The following is a 23,754-nucleotide window of genomic DNA, read 5'->3' on the forward strand; positions in this document are numbered from 1 at the left end:
AACAAAAGGTCCCACGAGCTCTACCAATTTCAATTACCAATCCAGATAAAGAGCTGAGTTCCGTTCAGATGCGGATAAGTCGTAAATCGCATCAAGCCGCTAGGGACATAAGGGAGGCGGATTATTCCCTAAAAGCACAAAAAAAGCCAGAAAAAATTGAAATTCATCACAAAAATTTCTTCAAAAAGACAATTTTGCAGAATTTGTCGCCACGCGCAGGCTATTTTGCTGTTATTTCGCTCAGTTTAGCAAGGAGAGGGCGTGAACAAAGTCTCGCTTTAAGTAGCTTGGGTAAAATCGCAATGTTATAGTGTGCGCAATTTTACAAGTGATTAAGAGTAAAAATGTTCCAAGATAATCCGCTACTGGCTCAGCTTAAACAGCAAATCCAAGAAAAGCTACCGAAAAAAGAAGGCACTATTAAAGCGACTGAAAAAGGCTTTGGCTTCTTAGAAGTAGATAGCAAAACCAGCTTCTTTATCCCGCCTCCTTATATGAAGAAGTGTCTGCATGGCGATCGAGTGAAAGCGATCATTCGTACTGATAACGATCGCGAATCGGCAGAGCCAGAAGAGCTGTTGGAACACAACCTCGCTCGCTTTATTGGTCGCGTTAAGATGTTCAAGGGCAAATTGAACGTAACACCGGATCACCCTCAACTGAAAAAACAGTCACTAAAAGCAAAAGTGAAGAAGGGTTTAAACCCGACCGATTTTGCTGAAGGTGATTGGGTAGTTGCTCATCTTGTGCAACACCCGCTTAAAGGCGATGCTGGTTTCTTGGTTGAGATTTCGAAAAAAATCACTGATGCTGACGATAAGATTGCGCCTTGGTGGGTAACGCTGGCGGAAAACGATCTGCCGAACAGCGAGCCCGCGGGTATTGATCATTGGGAATTGAAAGACGATGCAGATTTAGAGCGCGTCGATATGACCCATGTTCCATTCGTGACTATCGATGGCCAATCAACCAAAGATATGGATGATGCGTTATACGCAAAGAAAAATGCGAATGGTGATTTTGAATTAACGATTGCGATTGCCGATCCTACTGCCTACATCACGCCGGATAGTGATATGGACAAGGTGGCTCGTGAACGTGGTTTCACTATCTATTTGCCAGGTCGTAACATCCCAATGCTACCTCGTGATCTTGCTGATGATCTTTGCTCTTTGATTGAGGGAGAAGTTCGTCCAGCACTTTGCTGTACTGTGACAGTCGATAAAGATGGTGTGATTGGTGAAGATATCCACTTCTTTGCTGCACACATTAAATCGCACGCACGTTTAGTTTACGATCATGTTTCAGATTGGTTGGAAAACGGCGAGTCGCCGGAATGGCAACCAAATGATGAGATCGCACAAATCGTACGAGATTTGTATGAATTCTCTCAAGCGCGCGCTAACTGGCGTCAAAATAATGCAGTGGTTTTCCCTGACCGTCCTGATTACCGTTTTGAATTGAGCGAAGATAATGATGTCGTCGCGATTCATGCGGATATGCGTCGTACTGCAAATCGCTTAGTTGAAGAGTCAATGATCACCGCCAACATCTGTGCGGGTAAAACATTGCGTGCTAACTTTGAATGCGGTGTTTTCAATACACATGCTGGTTTCAAGCCTGAAAAAATTGCCGATGTGGTTGCGCTAGTGAACCCTGAAGGTGAATTACCGTTTACTGCTGAATCCATTGCAACTCTAGAAGGTTTTGCCGCGCTACGTCGTTGGCTAGGTCAGCAAGATACGAGTTATCTCGATAACCGTATCCGCAAAGCGCAAGCATACAGTGAGATGGGCAATCAGCCACTACCGCACTATGCGATGGGTTTAGATATCTACGCGACGTGGACGTCACCAATCCGTAAATACGGCGATATGATTAACCACCGTATGCTAAAAGCGCATGTGCTAGGCAAAGAACCAGTGCAAACCGCAGATGAAACAGTGGGCGAAGAGCTAGCTCTACATCGTAAGCATCACAATATGGCTGAACGTAAAGTGGGTGATTGGCTGTATGCACGCACGTTGGCTGAAGAGCCAAGCAAAGAGACCAAGTTCGTTGGTGAAATCTTTGATATTAACCGTGCGGGTATGCGTATTCGTTTACTTGAAAATGGCGCCGCTGCCTTTATTCCAAGTTCATTGATTATGTCTAATAAAGAACGTATCGAGTGCAACGGCGAGCAAGGTACGATTTCAATCGATAAGCAACTTGAATTCCGTCTTGGCGACACACTTGAAGTGGTATTGACAGACGTGAGTCAAGAAAACCGCAACATCGTTGCGAAGCCAACACAAGTGTTTGCGGAGTTGGTTGTTGAGAAGCAAGATGACACGACGGCAACAGATGCTCCTGCTGAGTAATTGTTAGTCTAGTTTGACTCTAAATTGAATCCCCTACTTTTGCTAAAAAGTAGGGGATTTTTTATTTGGTATGAAACGATGTTCGACGCAATCTGCTATGAACATGAAGGGGGACGTTTGATTATCATGCCGTTCATCAATATTGATAGCGGCAATCATCGCTGTGTTAGGCATTATTGGCCTAAGTAGCAAAGTGTTGTCTCGCATTGATTCACCCAAACTGAACAGGAATTACTCTCGGATATGAGATTCTAGTCACATCATGGTTGATTTCTAACTAGGATTCGTACACACTGTTTATAAGAATGCGACACAGTCTAAATTATTAGACTTTTCTATAGCTTAGGCTGATGAATCACGTCGTATTCACTACATTTAAAATGTAGATGTTTTTCTACTTACATAGCATGGGTTGGTCAGAGGATTCACCATCAATCGGTGCTGTGGAAGGTAAATAAAAACGACAAAGGCGACCTGCACGTCGCCTCATTGTTGCTCCACTTAACATTCTTGGTTTGGCCGCCGATCAGTTAAGTCGAGTGCAAAATTGGTGTTACGCATAGCTGGCTGTTAGCTTAGATTCCTTACTAAATGAAAACTAACGGTTTTTGTAACCTGCCTGAGCATTGCTCAGGCATTTCTTTTTGCAGCGTCCATATTAAGTAATCGGCTAATGTGCGGTAGCGAATTCGATACTCAATGCGACGCAGTGCTAATAATTACATTGTAGCGGCATGATTTGTTGCAGATTGATGTGGTTTTAAGTCCTTAATGAGCAAGTTTTATACATTTATTATGCTCGAATGATGGGCTTTATTTCTATTCTTCCTTTGGCGATAAAAGCTAATATCCCTTATTAATCATTTGTTTAAGTTATCTTTTTACTCTAAATATCACTTGGGGTGATGTGTTATAACTCGCGATTGGAAGGTGCGCATCCTAGGTATCTTAGCAAGACGTAAATGCTTTCTTGCGATAGTGCGACGCGACGAAACAGTGTGGCAAATGTTTCATCGCCACCAAAGCAGGTTTGGATGTAGTGGTGAATCTGCTGATCGTTGTAACCTTCGGCATACATGGTTCGGACCCATTGGTATTCAACCGATTTAAGATCGCTCAAGGTTGTTTCACTTAATGTGGGTGCGTTGAATGCAGATGTTAATCTATCACCGTTGAATGAGATGTGCTTAATGGCTAAGATCCTTGCCTTTCATTGGATGCAGCACAGAGTTAAGCAGACTTTAGTGAAGGAAAAATGACAGTATCAGCTTTTTACTCAAGCCTGACATACTGTCATTATCATCAAGTGGTGGACCTGGCCGCTGGTATTACTCGAGCGTGACTCGTTAGATAGGAGGCGACCAGAGCGGATGAACTATTTGAGATATTTAACGTGCGCTTCCATTTCCTGACCAATCTGTTTGCGCATATTCATCAGTCGGATAGCAGATTCTCGTAATTCAATGTCTTCATCGTTGCTCGGAACCCATTCCGGTACCGGCGAGGGTTTGCCATTTTCATCAACCGCAACCATGATGACGATACAATGGGTGGTTAAGCGATTGGTTAGTTCTTTAGGGTCGCTGGCTTGAACATCGATAGCAATATGCATTGATGAGCTGCCGGTATAGATTACCTTAGCACTCACTTCGACCAGATTTCCGACGTGAATTGGTGATACAAAACGTATCCCACCGGCGTAGGCAGTAATACAATATTTACCACTCCAGCCTGCAGCACACGCATATGCAGCTAAATCGATCCACTTCATCGCCGCGCCACCATGCACTTTACCGCCAAAATTGACATCGCTGGGCTCAGCCAAGAAACGCAGGGTTATATTGCGTTGTCTTTTACTCATCGTCTTACTCCATGACGGTTGCAACTACGACCACTATAACGTGTTCACGACTGAATGATCTATTACTATGTGCGGCCAAAGCGCATTGGATCATCACGTTTTTTATAGGTGGCTTGATGGTGGCAATGGTTTACTTACGCACTTCTTCAAATTCGCCTTCAATCGCGCCTTTGTCCATGCTTTGATTCATCGCAGAATCTTGCTGTGCTTGCATTTGTGCCTTGAAATTATCGCGCAGGCGCTTGCCGGTGATTGCGCCCAGAATGGCTAATGGGATCGCCAATAGTAAACCGAACATAACAGTAAAAAAACCGATGACTAGTGTTAGCGCTGTGGTGAGCATTCTATACATCATTAATACCTCTATTGTGTAGTGCAGCATTGACTCAAAAAACCAAGGGCAAGTGGGTGACTTGCAGCTTAAAGTGACCTGAGTGTAGAAAGTAAATCTAAAAATGTGTCTTGCACTAGGTTAACAGTGTACAGATTAATGCGGCTTAGATGAACCAAACATGAATGTAAAAAAAACCGCCTCATCCAGAAGCGGCAGTCAACAGGTTAGCTAGGTAGTTCGCTACCGACCAACAGGGAATTTTTTTAGCCGCCTTTTATCTTAGGTGATAGGTGATGTGATAAGCCTGCGGCTGAGGTTAGATTACCTCTAGGTAAACGTTTGATAGCGCACGCCCATCATTTGCTCCATACAATGGACGACTTGGCAGCTGTAGCCAAATTCATTGTCGTACCAAATATAGAGAACGCAACGATTGTCTTGCGCGATTGTCGCAGCCCCATCGACCACACCAGCAAAGCGGGAACCGACCAAATCGGATGAGACTACCTCGGTGGAATCGGTGTAATCAATTTGTGCTGAGAGGTTCGATTTTAGTGCCATATCGCGTAAATACTGATTGAGCTCGTCACGCTCAACTTGGCTCGCTAAGTTTAAGTTAGCCACAGCCATTGATACATTGGGTGTTGGTACGCGAATAGAGTTGCCAGACAACTTACCCGCAAGCTCAGGTAAGGCTTTAGCAACCGCTTTAGCTGCGCCCGTTGAGGTGAGTACCATGTTCAGTGAAGCACTACGACCACGACGCTCACCGCTATGGAAGTTATCAATCAAGTTCTGATCATTGGTAAAAGAGTGTACGGTTTCAATGTGACCCGATTCAATGCCATAGCGGTCGTTGAGTGCTTTAAGTACTGGAGTTATCGCGTTGGTGGTGCAGCTTGCGGCAGAAATAATGGTATCTTCTGGCTGAATCACCTGTTCATTGACACCAAAGACGACGTTTTTGATGTCGCCTTTACCCGGCGCAGTCAGTAATACTTTTTGTGCACCCTTTGAAGCGAGGTGTTTACTCAGTCCTTCGCTATCGCGCCAAGCTCCCGTGTTATCAACCACTAGCGCGTTATGAATATCATATTGGGCGTAGTCGATATCTTCAGGGCTGTTAGCGTAAATGACTTGAATGTAGTTACCGTTGGCGATGATGGCTTTTCGTTCTTCATCCACAACAATACTGCCATTGAATTGACCATGCACAGAATCTCGTCGTAACAGGCTAGCGCGTTTTTGTAGGTCACCATGTTTACCGCCACGGACCACAATAGCACGTAAACGCAGTGGGTAGCCTGAGCCGCTTTTTTCGACCAGAAGTCTGGTTAACAAGCGACCAATACGGCCAAAACCGTACAACACGACATCTTTAGGTTTTGATACGCCCTCGCCATTCATTGCTGTGACCAAGGCTGAGTGCAGAAAATCTTTTACGCCATGGGCATCTTCACGATCTTGCCAAAACTTATCAGCCAGCTGACCTACGTCGATGCGACATGGTGATAGCGGCATGTCACATAGTGCTTGAATCAGAGGCAGTGTTTGGCTCGGAGATAACGCCTGTCCACTATAGTGACGAGCGAGGCGATGGGCTTTTATGATGTCGATTGTTGCGGCGTTCACCAGTGTTTTGCCAAACAGTAAGACTTCAACACCTTTTTGGCGATAAAGCTGCCCAAGTAATGGATAAATGGTTTCAGCAATCGACTGGCTAGTTTGCCATTCGAGAAGATGTTTCTCTGGGCTCATGAGCGTACAGGACCTTTTCGTTTTGGAAGTGCTTTTCCTTGTGGAAGCGAGGGTATTCACTCGTCAGAACTTTACCTTTGCCCAACAGACACGCAGAGGATTAAGAGAAAGTGTAGAGTGAATGTTTTGTAATTATTTTGTGGAAAAAGCGTAACTGACGATGGGTTATTCTGCTAGGAAAAATAATTACCCTGTCTGATGCTGAAATGTCGCCTAACTTAGGCGTTTTCCGCTGAAGGCATTAGCACAATGCATCATTGACAAATTCGATAGTGAGGCGCTTATTTTGCTACAAAAAATACTCATTGCGCATTTGGTGATGTAACGGGAAGAGGTGATTGCGTCATGATGTGAGCTTGTATGGATAAACCAACTATTTAGTAAACAATGGTGATGAGTTGAGCTTTTTAGCGACTTCAATTGCGGACTTCATGCATATCGCGACAAGATGGCATGGGGGAAATTGAAAAATTGTGCGCAAGCCAACGTTTATTTGTGCAACCTGATGGTCAATATGATCTGATGTCCTTCGCACACCCATTGTCAATATTTCTATCAATGTAGCAATAATGAGAAAAGGAATGCGCAACGGTAAATAAGTTGGTTTGAATGCTACTGATTGCTTATATTTGAGCCACTTTTGATTCAAGGAATGAATCCCCCAATGATCTTTGCTCGCGTGTCGATTAAATCGCGACTGCTAGTGCTGTGTCTTTTACCGACTCTGGTTATCTTGCTGTTTTGTGCAAATTCTGTCATCCGCATTCAGGAAAGGCTCGAGAGCTATACTGTGACCAATGTAAAAGCAGAGCATCTACGCCATCTTTCTGCCTTATCTAATCAGCTCTACTTTGCTCTATCTAAGCGGTTGAAAAATGACTCGGTCAAACAAGAGATCCATCAAAGCTTATTACAATTAGATCAAACGTTGGCGTTGGTTTCTGCTCAGCACCAGTTACGACCTGAACGGCGTCGCGTAATGACAGAGCAGATTATGGAGCTAAAAGGTGTCTTACCTGAGTTGGAATTTGCCAGTTACACCAGCACGATAGAATTAGGCCGTTTGATGTTCAGCAGCTTAGAAACCTTGTTTTTGACCGTGCAACAGATTGAAAATTACCATGCAGATAGGTCAATTCAAAAAGCGGAAGTCGTGCTGAGTGATCTTAGTTGGCTGCATTTTTGGATGGAGAGAGAAGCATGGCTAGCAAGGGAAATTAGTACACTAGAGTGGGATTACGCCGATTATGCGGAAGAGTATTTTCGTGTAGGCGAACGCCAGCAATATTATCTTGAACACTTCCTCAATAATGATGTACGTAATCCTAAAGCAGAGAAACTATTCGTGCTTTTTACTAGCCGAGAGTTTCGTCAAAGCGCCTATTTTAGAAGCCAAATGTTGCACAATCGCGCTACGCCCTTGGAGATGCATGAACTGGTTAAAGTAATTGAAAGTCGAAATCATGCCGTGGTCGATCAGTTAACTATTTTAGCCACTGAGCTTGAACAAGCGGTGGTTCTCAAAGGGAAGGCGAGTCAACAAAAATTAATCTTGCTGGCGATTATCAGTGGCTTAGTGTTGATCGTGATGTTTACATGGGGGGCGAGTACGTTACTTCGGATCAACTCAAAGCTAACTCGAATTCTAGATACAATGGGGATGATGAAAAGAAACGGTACCGTTGCCTTGATCCCGGTTGATGGTAAGGATGAATTCACCGATTTTGCCGACAGTCTCAATCATATTATTCAAGAGCAAAGAGATTATGAACAGCAATTAGTTGAAGCAAAGGAAAGTGCGGAAGCCGCTAATAAAGCAAAGAGTATTTTCTTAGCCAATATCTCTCATGAAATACGCACTCCACTTAACGGTATCATCGGTATGACCGAAGTACTGTCGGATAGTCAACTAAGACCAAGCCAAGAAGAAATTTTAACGGATATTGAAGGCTCATCGCAATCATTGCTGGTACTGATCAACGATATCTTAGATCTGTCAAAAATAGAGTCAGGGCGGTTATCACTATCAATCGTAGAGTCTGATATCAAAGAGGTGATTTACGAGACCTTAGCCATCTTACTCAGTAAGGCGAGAAAACAGCACGTTGATTTGTTTGTTGAATGGTTAACGCCCATTCCTAAGACAATTCGCATTGATGAGTTCCGTTTGAAGCAAGTGATACTGAATCTTTTGAGCAATGCGGTGAAATTCACCCACCAAGGTAGTGTAAAAGTACAGATATCACTGGTGGAAAAACTCGAACAAACAACACTTATCTGTACTGTCGTCGACACTGGAGTCGGTATCGCTCAAGATAAGTTGAGTGAGATTTTTAAGCCGTTTACTCAAGAAGATGGTGGTATTACCCGATCTTACGGTGGAACAGGGCTTGGATTGACCATTTGTCGTCAGTTAGTCGAATTAATGAAGGGTGACATTTATGTCGATTCGGTTGTAGGCAAGGGCAGTCGCTTTATTGTTTCGATACCGATTGATGTTCCAGCCGTGCAACCCACTCCCGTTCAAATTAATGAGCAGGTCTTGCTGCTGACCAATCATTGCCAGTATGAGCATTATATTAAGCAAGAACTCCACCAGTTCGGGGTGACTTTTTACAGCGTAGAAGATATCGCCCATGCCAGTAATCTGGTGCAATCGTATGATGTGATATTGTATTGCATTACTAATAAACACCATGCTTCTACGACGGGTTATAATGGAACCCAACCATCATATTTAGCGGAACTAACTCAGCTTAGACAGCTACAAACTAATGCTGAGATTGTTGTATTGTCAGGCCCACAAGGGCGAACTGTGGCAGTAGAAGGTATCGTCTCATCCAGCTTAACCTTGCCGATGTTAGGAAATCGATTGGTGACCGCATTGCAAAAAAGATCCTACGCACGAGTGGCTATGACAAACGCTTCTCAAACGGTCGTTCATCATGAACCGAGGCAGACACGAAGCCGTAATATTTTGATTGTTGAAGATAATTTGATGAATCAGAAAATTGCGAGTTTGTTTCTCAATAAAGCAGGTTTGGATTATCAAGTGGTGAGTAACGGGGCCGATGCGGTTGATGTGATTCAATCAGGTGGGGCATTTGATGCCATATTGATGGATTGCATGATGCCAGTGATGGATGGCTTAACCGCAACACGGGAAATACGTCAATGGGAGCAGCGTAATGGTCATCAAGCGATTCCAATTATCGCGCTGACGGCCAGCGTGTTACCAGAAGATATTGATAGCTGTTTTGAGGCAGGGATGGATGCTTACTTAGCGAAACCCTACAAATCAAAACAGCTATTTGAAATCTTTGAGCAATTAAAGTTGGTTACTCTACCGGTTTGCTGATATCAGCCAGTGGTAGCCAATTGACTTTCACGCCAGCTTGTAAAAACATCTCTTGGCTGACTTTGATTTTATCGCCCCAGCGTGAGAGAAAATCTTCGGTTTGCTCTGGGCAGTGCACAGCTGAAATACCGGTTTGAATGATCTTTGCCGCGCAATTTGGGCACGGAAAGTGTGTCACCCAGATTTCACACCCGTCTAAATCTCGTTTCGCGAACAAAATCGCGTTCTCTTCGGCATGAAGCGTTTTTAAGTATTTCATTTCGCGTTCATCGGTTTCCGCGCTGTCGGAAATACCATGTGGGTAACCATTAAAGCCGACCGAGACAATGCGATTTTGTTTAGTAATGACCGCACCAACTTGAGTGGATGGATCTTTACTCCAAGAGCCAACAAGCTCAGCCATTTGGTAAAAGCGTTGCGCCCATTTTGAAATCATTAAATCTTCCTTACAAAGAGTGAATGTGACCACGAATAAGCGATGTGATTCGCTAAGTCGTTGACCATAAAAACACAATAATGTGATCTAGGTTGGATCATAATATCTCACTTTTTAATGAGTTAGTAGCCACAATCCACACTGACGCTGCTCAATTTTTCTTCGTTTATAGCCTGCTGAGTCGTGTGTTTAAGAATGATGAGGTAAAAACTGCCCATTAGTACGTAAGAGATCTCTCACAACGACGTAAGAAACTATCGTTCCGTCGTTGAGTAAATAGCGAAGGGTTTTTGTTAACTTGTTGATAAATAGTAGTTTAATTGATTTTTATGGAAAATAATCAACATTTGTATACGGTAATGCTATTGAGAGATTCGGCTTAGATGGTTAAATTAAAGGTGTCAGCAGGATGCGGACACGGAACAGGAAAGACCCAAGGATTTGGTCATCTTCAGGACGAAGATTTAGCCATCGAGGAACGATGGTTAGCTAGGATTGCGAAGGACACCGCTAGGACAGCGATGTTATGGAAGTGCTGAAGGATGCAGCGTACTATCAAGGATATGATGCAGGGAGCACTTATTAGTAGCCGGATTGCTGCGAGTAAGAATAGACCCCGTTAGGCTTTGCCTAGCGGGGTTTTCTTTTATATAAACTAAATTAAGAGCTTAGCGCTTAAAAGTTACCGCTTCTGTTTCAGCTAGGTGAATTTGGGTCGTTGCTGGTTGTGTTTCTGCAATCACTTTACCGTGGCGAACCGAGTAACGCACAGGGACTTGGCGACGTACCGCATCAAAACCGTTTTCAGCAGGAAGGATCAGTAGGCTGCCCGGCTTACCTTGTTCAATGCCATGTTGATCATGGATATTCAAAGTACGTGCTGAGTTAGTACTGATAAGTTCTAAGCCGTTATTGATCTGGTCGTAACCCATCACCTGACACACATGCAGACCCATATGCAGCACTTGCATCATATTCGCGGTGCCTAATGGGTACCATGGGTCGAAGACATCATCATGGCCAAAACAAACGTTAATATTGGCAGCAAGCATCTCTTTCACTCGCGTCACACCACGACGTTTTGGGTAGTCATCAAAACGGCCTTGCAGGTGAATGTTGACCAGTGGGTTCGCAACAAAGTTAATGCCAGACATGCGTAGCAAGCGGAATAAACGTGACGCGTATGCGCCGTTGTAAGAGCCCATTGCTGTTGTGTGGCTTGCGGTGACCTTGTGGCCCATGTTGAATTTATGCGCCAGCGCAGCCAAGGTTTCGATAAAGCGAGATTGCTCGTCGTCAATTTCGTCACAGTGAACATCAATAAGACGATCGTATTTTTGTGCTAATTCAAATACGTAGTGCAGTGATTCAACACCATATTCACGCGTGAATTCGAAGTGTGGAATCGCACCAATGACGTCAGCACCCAGTTGAACCGCTTCTTCTAGCAGTTCTTTACCGTTCGGGTAAGATAGAATGCCTTCTTGCGGGAACGCAACGATTTGGATATCTACCCATTCTTTCATCTCTTCACGCACTTCAATCATCGCTTTGAGCGCGATTAATGTTGGATCTGAGACGTCTACGTGAGTTCGTACATGCTGCACACCATTCGCAATTTGCCATTTTAGTGTCTGTTTAGCGCGTGACTTTACATCTTCAATCGACAGCAGCTCTTTACGCTCAGCCCAGCGTTCGATACCTTCAAACAAGGTACCTGAAATGTTCCAGCTTGGCTCGCCGGCGGTTTGAGTCGTATCTAAGTGAATGTGAGGCTCGCAGAAAGGTGCGACCGCTAGGCCACCTTCCGCATCGAGCACATTACCGGTGAAATTAAGTTCAACGGTATTGTCTTCAATACGCTCGAATTGACCATCCTTAATCAGAATCTGCTTGAGACCTTCTTGTCCTTGCAGTGTTGCGTTCTTGATCAGTAGTGTTGTCATGATGGTTCCTTACGCTGGTTGTTGAACCAGAGTCTTTTTATTTACGATAGGATTTAATACTAAGTAGCTGATTGCGCCGCCAAGTACCGCATTTACGGGTACGACACCTGGTAAGAAGTGGCCAGCAATCACGCCAATCGCAACGGCTGCGATACCTGCCCAGTTAATGGTTTGGAACTGAGCTTGGTCAAAATTGAGGTAACGCTTACGGTTGGCTAAGAAATCCGCAATGATCACGCCACCAATTGGTGGAATAGCCAGAGATAAGAAGGTCAACCAACCAACGAAGTTATTGTACAGCCATAATGCGCAAAGTGTACCGATTACACCATTGAGCATAGAGATATATTTGCTAGGTAGCCCCGTGATATTTGAAAAGCCTAAGCCGGAAGCGTACAGCGCGTTGTCGTTGGTGGTCCAAATATTAAGGCCAAGAACAATAATTGCGGGAATAAGTAACCCTTGCGCAATCATGACTTCTGAAATATCGGATTGGCCAGTAACAGCCGCGCCAGCCGCCCCGAAGACAAACATCAGTGAGTTGCCGACAAAGAAAGCAATCATCGTCACCATCACCGCGCCCATTGGCTTTTTACCAAAACGAACGAAGTCAGCCGTCAGTGTTCCTGCGCTAACAAATGAGCCAACCACCATCGCCAAGGCTACTGAAAAATCGAGAGGTTCAGCTGGCTGTACTTTTTGTAGCTGCTCTACGCCGCCAATACTGTTAACGGCCTCAATTACAGAGTAGCCACCGAGTAGCGCAATCGCAGGAACTGCAATGGCAGACAAAATCATTAAAGCGGCAATGCCAAAGTACACCGTGGCCGTCATCAGCAAGCCAGATGTGATAATCAGCACATTGGTATCAATACCTGTCGCTTTGTGTACTGGAATTGCAAACATAGCGACACCGACACCAAACCAACCGACTTGGGTACCGCCAAGCAGTGCTGAAGGAAGCCATGAGCCTTTAGAGCCAAAAGAAAAACGAGCAAGAAGATGAGTAGAGAGGCCGGTAGAAGCGCCGATGTAACCAAGAAAAGAAGTGTAGATGCCGAGAATGAGGTTGCCAATTAGAACTGCGAGTAAGAAATCATCAAAGGAAAGCCCAATACCAAGTGAACCGCCAGTCCACATACTTGCGGAGAAAAAAGTGAGCCCTAGCATCACCATGGTTAACGACGCTACGCCTTTACGGGCCGAAATTGGAACAGGTCCAAGACTATAATTATTATCTGCAGCCATTTTTACCTCTACAAGTAAGACAAGAAAACTAAATGCCATGTTTTGGTTAAACGGCGCGTATTATGATGATTGAAAACAAACTGTCAATGACTAAATTGTCACTTGTGCTTCATTGTTGTGGGTTTTGTGTTTTATTTTCTGTTAATTCAATATATTAGAATTTGTTTTTTGATTGAACTCATTGCTTATGAAAACGTTTTTATAGTCATGGATTTTGCGCTGTTAATCTATTTTGGAGTGTTTGTGTGGGCTGGTGTGCTCAGGTGTAAAAAAGACTCCAATTGTATTTATTTCTCTTGATTGCAAACGTTTACTATTTATGCGTTGTAGTGTTTGTTTGAATTTTGCTCTATTTTTCTTTGTTTTACTTATTGTTTTGGTATTTTCAGTTAATTTTATTGCTTGGGTTTAATAAATTAATGGTTAACATTGGTTTTATTATGGTTTTTTACGGATTTAATTTTTCGACGTTCGGTTTGATATGAAAATTGTTTTGATCGAAAAAGTGGGGTTTTGCGTACAATCTGGCTAAGCAGCAGAAAAGGTGAACTGTTGTGCTTGTTTGAGTGAAATATTTGATAACAGTGTGTTAATTGAGAGGTTTGCACAAGAAAAATGAAGCTATTTCAGTATAATGCGCATAGCTTTCAATAAGGAGATAAACAATGAAACTTCGTTACTTGCTTTCTATAACAACATTATTCGCAGCGGCTTTCTCAGCTCAAGCAAGCGCAAGCTGTGAGGTAACTATCGAAGCAAACGATATGATGAAATTCTCAACGGATGTGATTAGCGTACCAGCGACTTGTGAAGAGGTCTCAATCACACTAAAGCACACAGGTAGCCTACCTGCGACGTCGATGGGCCACAACATTGTGATCGCTGATACTGCTAACGTTCAAGCAGTAGGTACAGAAGGCATGAGCGCGGGTATCGACAACAGCTATGTCAAGCCGGGTGATGAACGTGTCTATGCATTTTCAGAAGTGATTGGTGGTGGAGATTCGACAACGCTAACGTTTGATACTGCGAAGCTTAAGGCGGGTGGTGATTACACTTTCTTCTGCTCGTTCCCAGGTCACTGGGCCATCATGAAAGGCAAATTTGAGTTCAAATAACGCTCAGTGTTAGAGTTCTATTTCATACGAAAACGCCCCGAATCTCGGGGCGTTTTTATTGGTTGGAATTCGCCATTAGACTGTTGTACCAATCAGAATAACGACGTGACCAGCAAGACGAACGTTGCGGGTATTATTTAACAGACCAAGTGATCTCTTCACCCGCTTTGATTGGCACCACAATATCACTACCAAATGGCATGGTTGTTGGCACGGTCCAAGCTTGCTTGGTTAGCGTAACCGTATCAGCATTGCGTGGCTGGCCGTAAAAGTCTGGGCCGTTGTGACTTGCAAACCCTTCAAGGTTCTCAAGTTTACCCTCTTGTTCAAATACTTCTGCATATAACTCTAACGCTGCGTGCGCCGTGTATGAACCCGCACAACCACAAGCGGCTTCTTTCTTGTCTTTGGCATGTGGTGCTGAATCTGTCCCCAAGAAGAACTTTTTGCTGCCGCTGGTTGCTGCTGCAATCAGTGCTTGTTGGTGCGTATTACGCTTTAGAATTGGCAAGCAGTAGAAGTGCGGTTTAATGCCACCCACGAGCATGTGATTACGATTATACATCAGGTGATGTGCAGTGATTGTCGCAGCCACATTGTCGTTAGCAGTGTTAACAAAATTTGCCGCGTCTGCGGTGGTGATATGCTCTAAAACGATTTTTAGGTTAGGGAAATCGTTCACAATCGGTGCGAGAACTGTCTCTAGGAATTGCTTTTCACGGTCAAAAATATCGATTTCGTGTGCAGTCACTTCACCATGTACCAACAACAACATGCCAACCTCTTCCATTGCTTCTAGCACTGGGTAAATGTTTTTTGCTGAGGTTACACCTGAATCTGAGTTAGTGGTTGCGCCGGCAGGGTACAGTTTAGCGGCGACAACAAGACCTGAGGCTTTGGCTTTACGAATTTCATCAGGAGTCGTATTGTCGGTTAGATAAAGCGCCATGAGAGGAGAAAATTGAGCACTTGGTTTTTCTGCCATGATACGTTCACGATAGGCTGCGGCCATTTCGGTATCAGTAATTGGTGGAATGGTGTTTGGCATGATGAGCGCGCGGCCGTTGTAACGGCTGATGTCGCGTACCGTGTCTTTAAGAACTTCGCCATCGCGAAGGTGTACGTGCCAGTCGTCCGGACGAGTAATCGTAATAGTTGTCATGTTAGCTCCCACCATGAAATAGTTGTCTGATTGGAGCCTAAGCAATTGTTTATATGAATAAACGCGAATGCTTAGGCGACAGGATGATAGAGGAAAGCGATAACGATTTCACCTTCTTTTTTTATCGATTGCGCTCGTGGCATAATAATAAGCTAAACGTTTGCGCAATTGATTGAATGAGTCATAGCGGCCGCGGGTTCTATTGTTTCACTCGCGGGGTGAGCAGTCGGCAGGTTAAAAATTGGTTATACTCGCAAACAAATATCCCTAGAAAATAGATAACTAAGGAAGGGCAATGTCAGCGTCAACACTCGCAAAAATTAATGTTTACCCGGTTAAGTCAGTCGCCGGTGTTTCGATGTCAACGGCATGGGTTGAAAAGCAAGGGCTGATGTTTGATCGACGTTTCATGCTTGCCAAAGCTGATGGTGCGATGGTCACGGCTAGAAAATATCCTCACATGGTGCAAGTGAAATCGGTATTGTGTTCAGATGGTTTATTGTTCACCGCTCCCAATCGTGCGGCACTTCGCATTCGTTACAGTGAATTTAAAATGCAGCCAACGCCTGTGACAGTGTGGAGCGATACCTTTAGCGCATTTACGACGTCAGATGAAGCGGATGATTGGTTTAGTGACGTGGTCGGTTGTCGTGTCGAGTTGGTTTTTACTGGCGAGCAATCTCAGCGGGTGCGAGAAAAGTTGGGCCACAATGTCAGCTTTGCGGATGGTTATCCATTGCTGATCATCAGTGAAGGGTCGTTAGCAGAGCTGAATAAACGCAGTAGTGATACGCACACTATGGATCAATTTCGTACCAATTTGGTTGCCTCTGATCTTGAGCCTTTTGTTGAAGATAGCTGGAAACGGATTCGTATTGGCGAGGTTGAATTTGAAGCGGTCAAACCTTGCGAACGCTGTATTCTGACCACTGTTGATACGCAAACTGGCCAACTTAGAGACAATAAAGAGCCATTAAAAACCTTGAGCGATTTCCGTGCTAATGAGTTTGGTGGCGTCTTTTTTGGACAAAATTTGGTGGCAAAAAATGAAGGCATGATCCGTGCTGGGGACCCTATTGAGGTGCTTGAGTACAAAGAGAAAGAGTTCTATGTCGATAACTCCCCGCAATTGCACCAATTAACTTGTGTTGAACGCGAAGACATCGCGCGTAACTTTACCACGTTCTGGTTTGAATCTGAGCAGCTTATCGAGTACAAAGCAGGTCAGCATCTGCCGATTCAAATTACGCTTGATGGTGAACAGGTTGCGCGACGTTATACGCTCTCTTCGTCACCTTCACGGCCTAATAAACTGGCGATTTCAGTGAAAAAAATCGCTGGTGGGCGCATTTCTCATTGGCTAAGTGAGCACTTACAAGTGGGAGATGTGCTGAATTGCCAATCACCAGATGGTTGCTTTCACTTAGAAGAAAACCATTTCAACCCCACCTTATTGCTATCTGCAGGTAGTGGCGTGACCCCAATGCTGTCGATGTTGCGTTATCTTGCCGATAATAAGCAATTGGATGATGTGGTCTTTTATCATCAGTGCAGCACAGAAGCGGATATCCCTTATCGCAGTGAGCTTGAACAACTGGTACGTGAGCACGGCGGGTTGAAGGTGTTGATTTCCCTTTCTAAGGCGCCATTAGATTGGTTCGGTTTAAAAGGGCGGTTAAGCCCGATGCACTTAAAGCAGGTACCAGATATTGCAAAGCGAGAAGTGTATGTTTGTGGCCCCGAAGGGTTTATGCAACAAGCAAAATCAATGTTATTGCAAGCCGGTATGAATGAAGGCCAGTATCATCAAGAAGCATTTACCGCCATGCGAGTAGAGCTTACCGTTGAGCAAACCGTGACCGTTAAAGTGAATAGCCACCAATTCGTTGGGGACAATCAGCGCACGATGCTGGAACAAGCGGAAGAGGCAGGGGTTAATATTCCCAATAGCTGCCGTGCCGGTTTGTGCGGTGCTTGTCGAGTGAAAGTCGTATCGGGGAAGGTAACGCATGCTCAAGTTCCCGCTCTTGACCATATTGATGTCGCAGGTGGAGAAGCGTTAGCGTGTTGCGCAGTGCCTTCATCCGATATTGAAGTGAAATACTAACGGTTAGAATAGCGTTAAACCTTGTGCTGGTGGGCTATTAGCACAAGGTTTTATTGGTATTAGATCGTGATTACACTAAATCGTTCTTGAGAATGACGGGATCGATGTCGTCTTTTTTACGGCGTTTAATTTGCGCTAAAATAACCCCGCTTATCACCATGATACCGCCAATTAAGTGGTAGATGTGGACAGTCTCGCCTAGCGTTGTGGCGGCTAAAGTCACCGCTACCACCGGTAATAAATTCATAAACATCGCACTGTTGTCTGCGCCAATCACATCAATCGATTTGATCCACATCCATGGCGCAGCAATCGAAGCTGCAACCGAAGCAAATAAGATAATCGGCATCGCTTCTGATGGCGGTAGCAGTTGGTCACTGGTCAGCCAAATAGGAGCCAGCATAATCATTGAAGCAAACCCTTGCATGTAGATCGAGACGGTATTAGGTAAATTCATCTTCCAGCGCTTAAGTAGTACGCAGTACAACGCGTAGGCGACTGAGGCTACGACCATCAAAGCATCGCCAGTCGTGACACTTTGCGACAAGAAGAACAGCATATCCCCTTTACCCAGCATGTAGGCTAAGCCGATTAAGGCGATGATACCGCCCAAAATGCTGTTGCGTGAAATAGGCTTGCCTAAAATAGGCACACTAATAAAGATCGCAATCAACGGCACTAAGGCACTGATCAGCGACATATTAGAAGCAGTTGTCGTGACAGCGGCGAAATAGCCACATGATTGGTTGATCACCATTCCCAGCATCCCAAGCACGCTCAGTTTGGCAAGGTTTGGTCGAATGTCGCTCCACAGGCGGATCACCTTTGGCAGGCAAAATGGGGTTAAAATCGCGATAGCGAATACCCAGCGATAAAAGCTCATTGCACTTGGTTCAATGATAGAAGCCGCCATTTTACTGGCAACAGCATTGGTTCCCCAGATGAAAACAGTGAGTATTGGCAGTAAGTAGATCATGTGAGGTTCATCGCATTGTTAGGGTGGCGGGTAGTTTGTCAGGTCTGTATAATTGCAAGTATCTTTAAAACGACATTGTGCGCTCTAGGAAGACAAGTTTGAGAAAACCAGCCAAACATTTGCACCCGTCGTTATCGATCGATAAAGCACCATCAGATGTCTTTATGAATTTTGAGGCGTTTTTATCGAACACTGAGACGCGTGTTCATAGCCACCCTTGGGGTCAAGTACAACTGATCAGCGGTGGTATTCTTGAAATGGAAGTCGAGGAAACTCGTTTTTTAGCTCCCCCTCATCTCGCGATATGGGTGCCACCGGGTATCATGCATACCAGTTTTAATCGTAAGCCACTATCTTACTGCTCTCTAAATGTAGCGCTGCATTTGACGGAAAATTTTCCCGATAAAACCAGCTTGATTCGCGTTACTTCGATAGCCTCTTCCATTGTGGATGACTTTCGTGCGCGAAGAATCAATGTTGCAGAAACTGACGCAGATAAACGTTTGGTACAAGTGTTGTTAGATCAACTGGCCACGCGAGATACACAGCATCACTTTCTGCCATCGACAGACAATAAATACCTAGCGCCGATCCTATCCGCGGTTGAGGAAGATCCTACTGATAACACCAGTTTGTCAGAATGGGCCGAACGCGTTCATACCACCGAGCGAACTCTGGCTCGGCATTGTCAATCCGAACTAGGCATGAGCTTTACCGAGTGGCGCTTGCGCGTGCGTTATCTCTATTCAATGGAATTGTTACAAAAAGGCCAGTCAGTTAAAGAAGTGGCTTTCACTCTTGGCTATAACCAAGCCAGCCCATACATTGCGATGTTCCGCAAATATTCGGGCCAGACCCCAGAACAATATAAGAGTAAATTGATTTATTAAGGTGGCAATTATCTGCGCCATCGTGAAGCCAACCACCAGGTGCTTTGGCCTTACAGACTTATCTTATTGATACAGTTTGAGGGGGACAGCAATACAGTGAAAAAAGCGAGTCTGGAAGCAGACTCGCTTTTTTCATTTATACGTTAACTGAGTTTGAAGCGACCAACCACATCGCTCAGTTGGCTGTTGGTTGCCGTGAGTTGGTGAGTACTTGTCACGGTTTGTTGCCCATTGTGGTTAATATTGTTGATCATCTCTTGAATGCTGGTCATATTGCGAGTGATCTCTTCAGCTACGACGCTCTGTTGCTCTGCAGATGCGGCGATTTGCGTGGTTAAATCGTTGATCTCAATAATTGAATCGGTCATCGAGTCTAGTGATGTCATCACGCGTGCGGTGGTTTCTGATGTTTGCTGGCAACTCGACTGGGTAGTTTTCATTGCACTCACAACCGTATTGTTGCCGTTGCGTAGCTTGGTCAGCATCTCATTGACTTGTGAGGTACTTTGTTGTGTACGGGCCGCTAACGCGCGCACTTCATCGGCAACCACTGCGAAACCACGCCCTTGTTCGCCAGCGCGAGCCGCTTCGATTGCGGCATTGAGAGCCAATAGGTTAGTTTGTTCCGCAATATCACCAATAACACCAAGCACAGAGCCAATCTGGTCGGTATCTTTGCTCATCGCTGTGATGGACTGAGACATGCTCGCTACCTCTTCCACAAGGGCAGAAACACTTTGCACCGCCTCTTGTACAACGGCTTTAGAGTGGTTCGCTTCGTTGTTGGTTTTATGGGTTAATTTTGCCGCATCCGCTGCACTTTGTGCGACGGACTCTGCGGTGGAACTCATTTCAGTAATCGCGGTGACCACTTGCTCGGTCTCTTTTGCGTGGGCGGTTAACAGCGTTTGATTCGAGTGTGCATTTTCACCGACCACATTTATTTCTTGTTTGATTTGCTGACTGGATTTCGCCACATCGAGCATCATGGTTTGTAGTTTTTCAATAAATTGGTTGATGCCAGTTGCGATCTTTCCAAGGTCATCTTGAGAGGTTATCTCTAGACGACGGGTTAAGTCGCCATTACCTTGAGAAAGATCAGTGACAATATTGCGAAGTGACACGATAGGCTTAAAGGCAAGATTAACGGCGATAACGCTCAGCGAAATAATTAGAATTCCTGAGATGACTAAGGTGAGCGTAATGGCATTATTGAGCTTCGCCGTGTTTTGTAAGATATAGGCGTTATCAATATAACCAGTTAGGCTCCATTGGCTCCCACGAACATCAAAAGTACTAGGTAATGGAATAAGGTCGCCATCTATTTTGTTTGAAAACAGTATATTGTTATTTGGGTCAACGAGCTCCATATAGCTACCATCAACGGCAGATGATGCTAAAAGCGCTTGCGTATCACTAAGGTCTACATAAAAGATGTTTCCTTGGCCGTCACCCTCAGGAACAATAATGGTAAGCAGAGGTTTCCCTTGTTCATAAACGATGTTACTGACGGTCACTTTGCCATTAGCTGAAGATAATAGGTCGATAAACGGTTGTGCTTCGGCAGGGTCATCAATACTCCCTTGAGGAGTAAAAACTAAATCACTAACAACTTTGATGATGTTATAAAAACCAGTTTTCTCTTGCGTCGATTTTACTGCAATCAGTCCAAAATTTAGGTTTTCTGCAAGAACAATTTGATTGTTAATGTCTTCGACCAGTTTGTCTTTCACAAGGTTTATCTGGCTGTTGATGTTCTGAGTATCACTTTGGTAAATATAATTACTAATATGATGACGAGCACTGAAATATGACGTCAAGATCGTGATTGAAGTGATAACGATGAAAATAGCGATTATTTTCATCTTGAAAGAGAGGGCTTTCTTCATGGGCGGTATGAATTCCTTTTAATGTGCTAAGGCTATAATATCCCCACATAAAGAAATTTTTCATAACTGCGACGCAAAAATAAAGATTTATTTCAGCAATGACGTTGCGATCACAAATAAATAGCCATTAATGTGATTGGTTAATGGTGACGATAATAATGTTTAATATCAATAGCCTGCAGAAGATTATTTTGTATTTAGAATGAAAGCTTCATACCTATAAGTTGTTTCATTAAGTGATGGGTGTTGTTAAATAATGGCATTCGCTAAGGGTGTTTTTAACTAAGCGTAAATTCATTCGTTAATCTGCGGGTGCTGGTATTGTTGATATGTAGGTAGTAGGGCACGTAGATTTTCAAAGGTGGTTCGAGCACTTTGTTTCGACAGCTTGTTCATTAATACATCGGGTAGTAGGCCGCCAGGATCCGCGAAGGCTTGGTATTCTATTAGGGTCGTGCCATTCGTGAGCTTGTGTAAAGTCCAACTGGCATCAACTGCGCGAATACGAATGTAGCCACTTTGCTCGGCAAGTATTGCTTCTGGTGCATCAGTAATGTGGATGGTGAAACCGAGATCATCGACCCAGTATTTAGAGTAGGTGACCATGTCACGATCTTTGGCTGGCCATGGCGCGCTGAACTGGGTGTAAACGATGTTTTCAGTCGGGGAGATCTGTTTTAGTACGCGGCTGTGGCGGGCATTATCGATCCAATCAGGGACTTTTTCACTATCTTCCAACAACGTTAAAAATGCACTGTAACTGGTGGTAGTGAACATTTGCGCGCGAATTTCCACTAAGCCGTCTTTATGCTCTCGCGCATAAATGGTGATGCCATCCCGGCGACTATCAAATTGCCAGTCACTATTTACTTGCGCGTTGACGTTGCCTGACATCAATGCCATTACTAGGAAAAGTGCTGTGATAGACAAAATGTTTTGTAACGCTGTCATGGTTTTCCTATTGAGAAAAATGCTTCTTCGTTGTTGATAGCTTATATAACTTAATTAAATCAGATTTAGAATCAATGTAGAGAGAAGAGTCGTTGAGTGTATTGGTCGTTTTGTACTGCAGAGATAGGCACTGGTAGAAACAATAAACGGCCTAATGGCCGTTTATTGTTGGGCAGATTTACGCTTATGGTGCGGACTAGCCGTTTAAATGATTCGTAATTACGAAATCTAAACCGCCGGTTATCGCAGCAACCTGCGCTTGATTACATTCAGCATCGGTTACTTTCGGGCTGTCCGGATACACTTCAGTCGTCGTATGGAATAGACACTCTGTTACGCCACCACACAGACCAAGTTGTTTCATCGGATAGAGAATCACACCTTCTTGTACCACTTCAGAACCAATGATCTCGCCTTTCTCATCGGCAGGCGCGATATGGGTGACTTTCGCAACAGAAGCAATGATTGCTGCTTGAAACTCTGGTTGCGGGTTTAGCGTGTCGCCAACAGTGTAGAAACCATCAGGAATCGTGTCGGCATCGTATTCTACGCCATCGCGAGCAGCCAGCGCCGGTCTAAATTCTGATTCGTCCGTATCGGTGGTCTCGTGCAGATCAAAGTGCACTAAAAAATCACCAAGGCTAGCAACTAACTGACGCAATGCTGCTGATTCTTCGGCAGGTGTATCTTGGTAGAACGAACGGTTTGGATCGGTCGCGAGGGCATTCCAACGGTTGATAGTTTCATAACCCCATGGGCTTACACATGGCGCGATAGCAATGTTGAAGGTTTCAGCGTATTGCTCGGCTTTTTGCGCTGCAAATTCCAATGCACCTTGAACACCGCTGGTTTCGTAGCCGTGAACACCGCCAGTAATCAGCACGCTTGGTTTGTCGTTTGACCAGTTTTTGCTTTTTATGCAGTAAAGTGGAAAGCGTTCAACGTCGTAAGAAAGAGCGCCATATTGTTCAACATCAAAGCGTTCTTTTAGTGCTTCAATTTTTGGAAGGACTTCTTCGCTGTAGAGGCGTTTGATGGTGGTTTGAGCGCGCCATGCTTGGCGTTCTGCGTCGCCCCATTTTTGACCTGGAGTACCGATTGGGTAGGTGTTGTTTAGTGTCATCATTAACTTCTTATTTGATGGGAACAAAATCAGCATAGCGAGGCCCAGTTAAGCGTGCAAACAGAATTCGCCATAAAGTGAAAAATCGGCTATTAACTTGGGCGCTTTTTATCAGCAAAGGCATTGAGTGGTAGCATACTGAGCAACAGAATAAGCCGAACAACTTTTTCTCGTTAGTGATGTTTGTGTTTGATATAACAGACAAATCACGTTAACAAACGTTAGGCTATCGTA

At 44.4% G+C, this 23,754-nt stretch carries 17 protein-coding genes; 5 read left to right on the forward strand and 12 right to left on the reverse strand.

What is annotated here, in order from left to right; translation table 11 throughout:
* The first annotated feature begins 344 nt into the window (after window positions 1–344).
* Window positions 345–2,363 carry an exoribonuclease II gene (rnb, locus tag RH88_RS09560; protein WP_005595354.1) on the forward strand — a complete coding sequence of 673 codons (2,019 nt, stop codon included), beginning with the start codon at window positions 345–347 and terminating at the stop codon, window positions 2,361–2,363.
* Window positions 2,364–3,273: 910 nt separating this feature from the next.
* Here rnb and RH88_RS09565 read toward each other — a convergent pair.
* The 4 genes from RH88_RS09565 to RH88_RS09580 all read right to left on the reverse strand — a co-directional run bounded on the left by RH88_RS09565 (window position 3,274) and on the right by RH88_RS09580 (window position 6,316).
* Complete coding sequence (locus tag RH88_RS09565; protein WP_050798500.1) at window positions 3,274–3,546, reverse strand: hypothetical protein; 273 nt, start codon at window positions 3,544–3,546, stop codon at window positions 3,274–3,276.
* 192 nt (window positions 3,547–3,738) lie between these two features.
* Window positions 3,739–4,224, reverse strand: a complete 486-nt coding sequence (locus RH88_RS09570; protein WP_005595358.1) for an acyl-CoA thioesterase — start codon at window positions 4,222–4,224, stop codon at window positions 3,739–3,741.
* Between the two features lie 130 nt (window positions 4,225–4,354).
* Window positions 4,355–4,579 carry a hypothetical protein gene (locus RH88_RS09575; protein ID WP_223296322.1) on the reverse strand — a complete coding sequence of 75 codons (225 nt, stop codon included), beginning with the start codon at window positions 4,577–4,579 and terminating at the stop codon, window positions 4,355–4,357.
* Window positions 4,580–4,885: 306 nt separating this feature from the next.
* Window positions 4,886–6,316, reverse strand: a complete 1,431-nt coding sequence (locus RH88_RS09580) for a glyceraldehyde-3-phosphate dehydrogenase (protein ID WP_005595361.1) — start codon at window positions 6,314–6,316, stop codon at window positions 4,886–4,888.
* A 664-nt stretch (window positions 6,317–6,980) separates the two neighbouring features.
* On the opposite strand from RH88_RS09580, the gene RH88_RS09585 reads away from it, so the two are divergent.
* Window positions 6,981–9,674, forward strand: a complete 2,694-nt coding sequence (locus RH88_RS09585) for an ATP-binding protein (protein WP_005595362.1) — start codon at window positions 6,981–6,983, stop codon at window positions 9,672–9,674.
* Here the strand turns inward: RH88_RS09585 and RH88_RS09590 are convergent.
* The 3 genes from RH88_RS09590 to codB all read right to left on the reverse strand — a co-directional run bounded on the left by RH88_RS09590 (window position 9,655) and on the right by codB (window position 13,304).
* On the reverse strand, window positions 9,655–10,110 hold the full coding sequence (locus RH88_RS09590) for a dCMP deaminase family protein (protein ID WP_005595363.1): 456 nt from the start codon (window positions 10,108–10,110) through the stop codon (window positions 9,655–9,657). The genes RH88_RS09585 and RH88_RS09590 overlap by 20 nt on opposite strands.
* A 668-nt stretch (window positions 10,111–10,778) precedes the next feature.
* Entirely contained in the window at window positions 10,779–12,056 is a 1,278-nt protein-coding gene (locus RH88_RS09595) for a cytosine deaminase (RefSeq protein WP_005595365.1), read from the reverse strand.
* Window positions 12,057–12,065: 9 nt separating this feature from the next.
* On the reverse strand, window positions 12,066–13,304 hold the full coding sequence (codB, locus tag RH88_RS09600) for a cytosine permease (protein WP_005595367.1): 1,239 nt from the start codon (window positions 13,302–13,304) through the stop codon (window positions 12,066–12,068).
* 665 nt (window positions 13,305–13,969) lie between these two features.
* Here codB and azu point away from each other — a divergent pair.
* Window positions 13,970–14,422 (forward strand): azurin, encoded by a 453-nt coding sequence (azu, locus tag RH88_RS09605; RefSeq protein ID WP_005595368.1) that lies wholly within the window; start codon window positions 13,970–13,972, stop codon window positions 14,420–14,422.
* A 133-nt stretch (window positions 14,423–14,555) separates the two neighbouring features.
* On the opposite strand, the gene pyrC is transcribed toward azu, so the two are convergent.
* On the reverse strand, window positions 14,556–15,584 hold the full coding sequence (pyrC, locus tag RH88_RS09610; RefSeq protein ID WP_005595370.1) for a dihydroorotase: 1,029 nt from the start codon (window positions 15,582–15,584) through the stop codon (window positions 14,556–14,558).
* A gap of 295 nt (window positions 15,585–15,879) precedes the next feature.
* Here pyrC and RH88_RS09615 point away from each other — a divergent pair, with 295 nt between their 5' ends.
* The gene (locus RH88_RS09615) at window positions 15,880–17,691 is read left to right on the forward strand and encodes a hybrid-cluster NAD(P)-dependent oxidoreductase (RefSeq protein WP_005595371.1); all 1,812 of its coding nucleotides are present in this window, start codon (window positions 15,880–15,882) and stop codon (window positions 17,689–17,691) included.
* Window positions 17,692–17,761: 70 nt separating this feature from the next.
* Here RH88_RS09615 and RH88_RS09620 read toward each other — a convergent pair whose 3' ends face one another.
* Window positions 17,762–18,667 (reverse strand): DMT family transporter, encoded by a 906-nt coding sequence (locus RH88_RS09620; RefSeq protein WP_005595372.1) that lies wholly within the window; start codon window positions 18,665–18,667, stop codon window positions 17,762–17,764.
* A gap of 98 nt (window positions 18,668–18,765) precedes the next feature.
* Between RH88_RS09620 and RH88_RS09625 the strand changes: the two genes are divergently transcribed.
* Window positions 18,766–19,557: an AraC family transcriptional regulator gene (locus tag RH88_RS09625; protein ID WP_005595373.1), complete on the forward strand. Its 792-nt coding sequence runs from the start codon at window positions 18,766–18,768 to the stop codon at window positions 19,555–19,557.
* Between the two features lie 143 nt (window positions 19,558–19,700).
* On the opposite strand, the gene RH88_RS09630 is transcribed toward RH88_RS09625, so the two are convergent.
* The 3 genes from RH88_RS09630 to RH88_RS09640 form a co-directional block, all read right to left on the reverse strand.
* Window positions 19,701–21,446 carry a methyl-accepting chemotaxis protein gene (locus tag RH88_RS09630; RefSeq protein ID WP_005595374.1) on the reverse strand — a complete coding sequence of 582 codons (1,746 nt, stop codon included), beginning with the start codon at window positions 21,444–21,446 and terminating at the stop codon, window positions 19,701–19,703.
* Between the two features lie 294 nt (window positions 21,447–21,740).
* A complete protein-coding gene (locus tag RH88_RS09635) occupies window positions 21,741–22,397 on the reverse strand; it encodes an START domain-containing protein (protein ID WP_005595376.1) in 657 nt (218 codons plus the stop codon).
* Window positions 22,398–22,593: 196 nt separating this feature from the next.
* Window positions 22,594–23,520: a M14 family metallopeptidase gene (locus tag RH88_RS09640; protein WP_005595378.1), complete on the reverse strand. Its 927-nt coding sequence runs from the start codon at window positions 23,518–23,520 to the stop codon at window positions 22,594–22,596.
* Between the last annotated feature and the right edge of the window lie 234 nt (window positions 23,521–23,754).

This window comes from Vibrio scophthalmi LMG 19158, assembly GCF_000222585.1.
Classification (GTDB): Bacteria; Pseudomonadota; Gammaproteobacteria; order Enterobacterales; family Vibrionaceae; genus Vibrio; species Vibrio scophthalmi.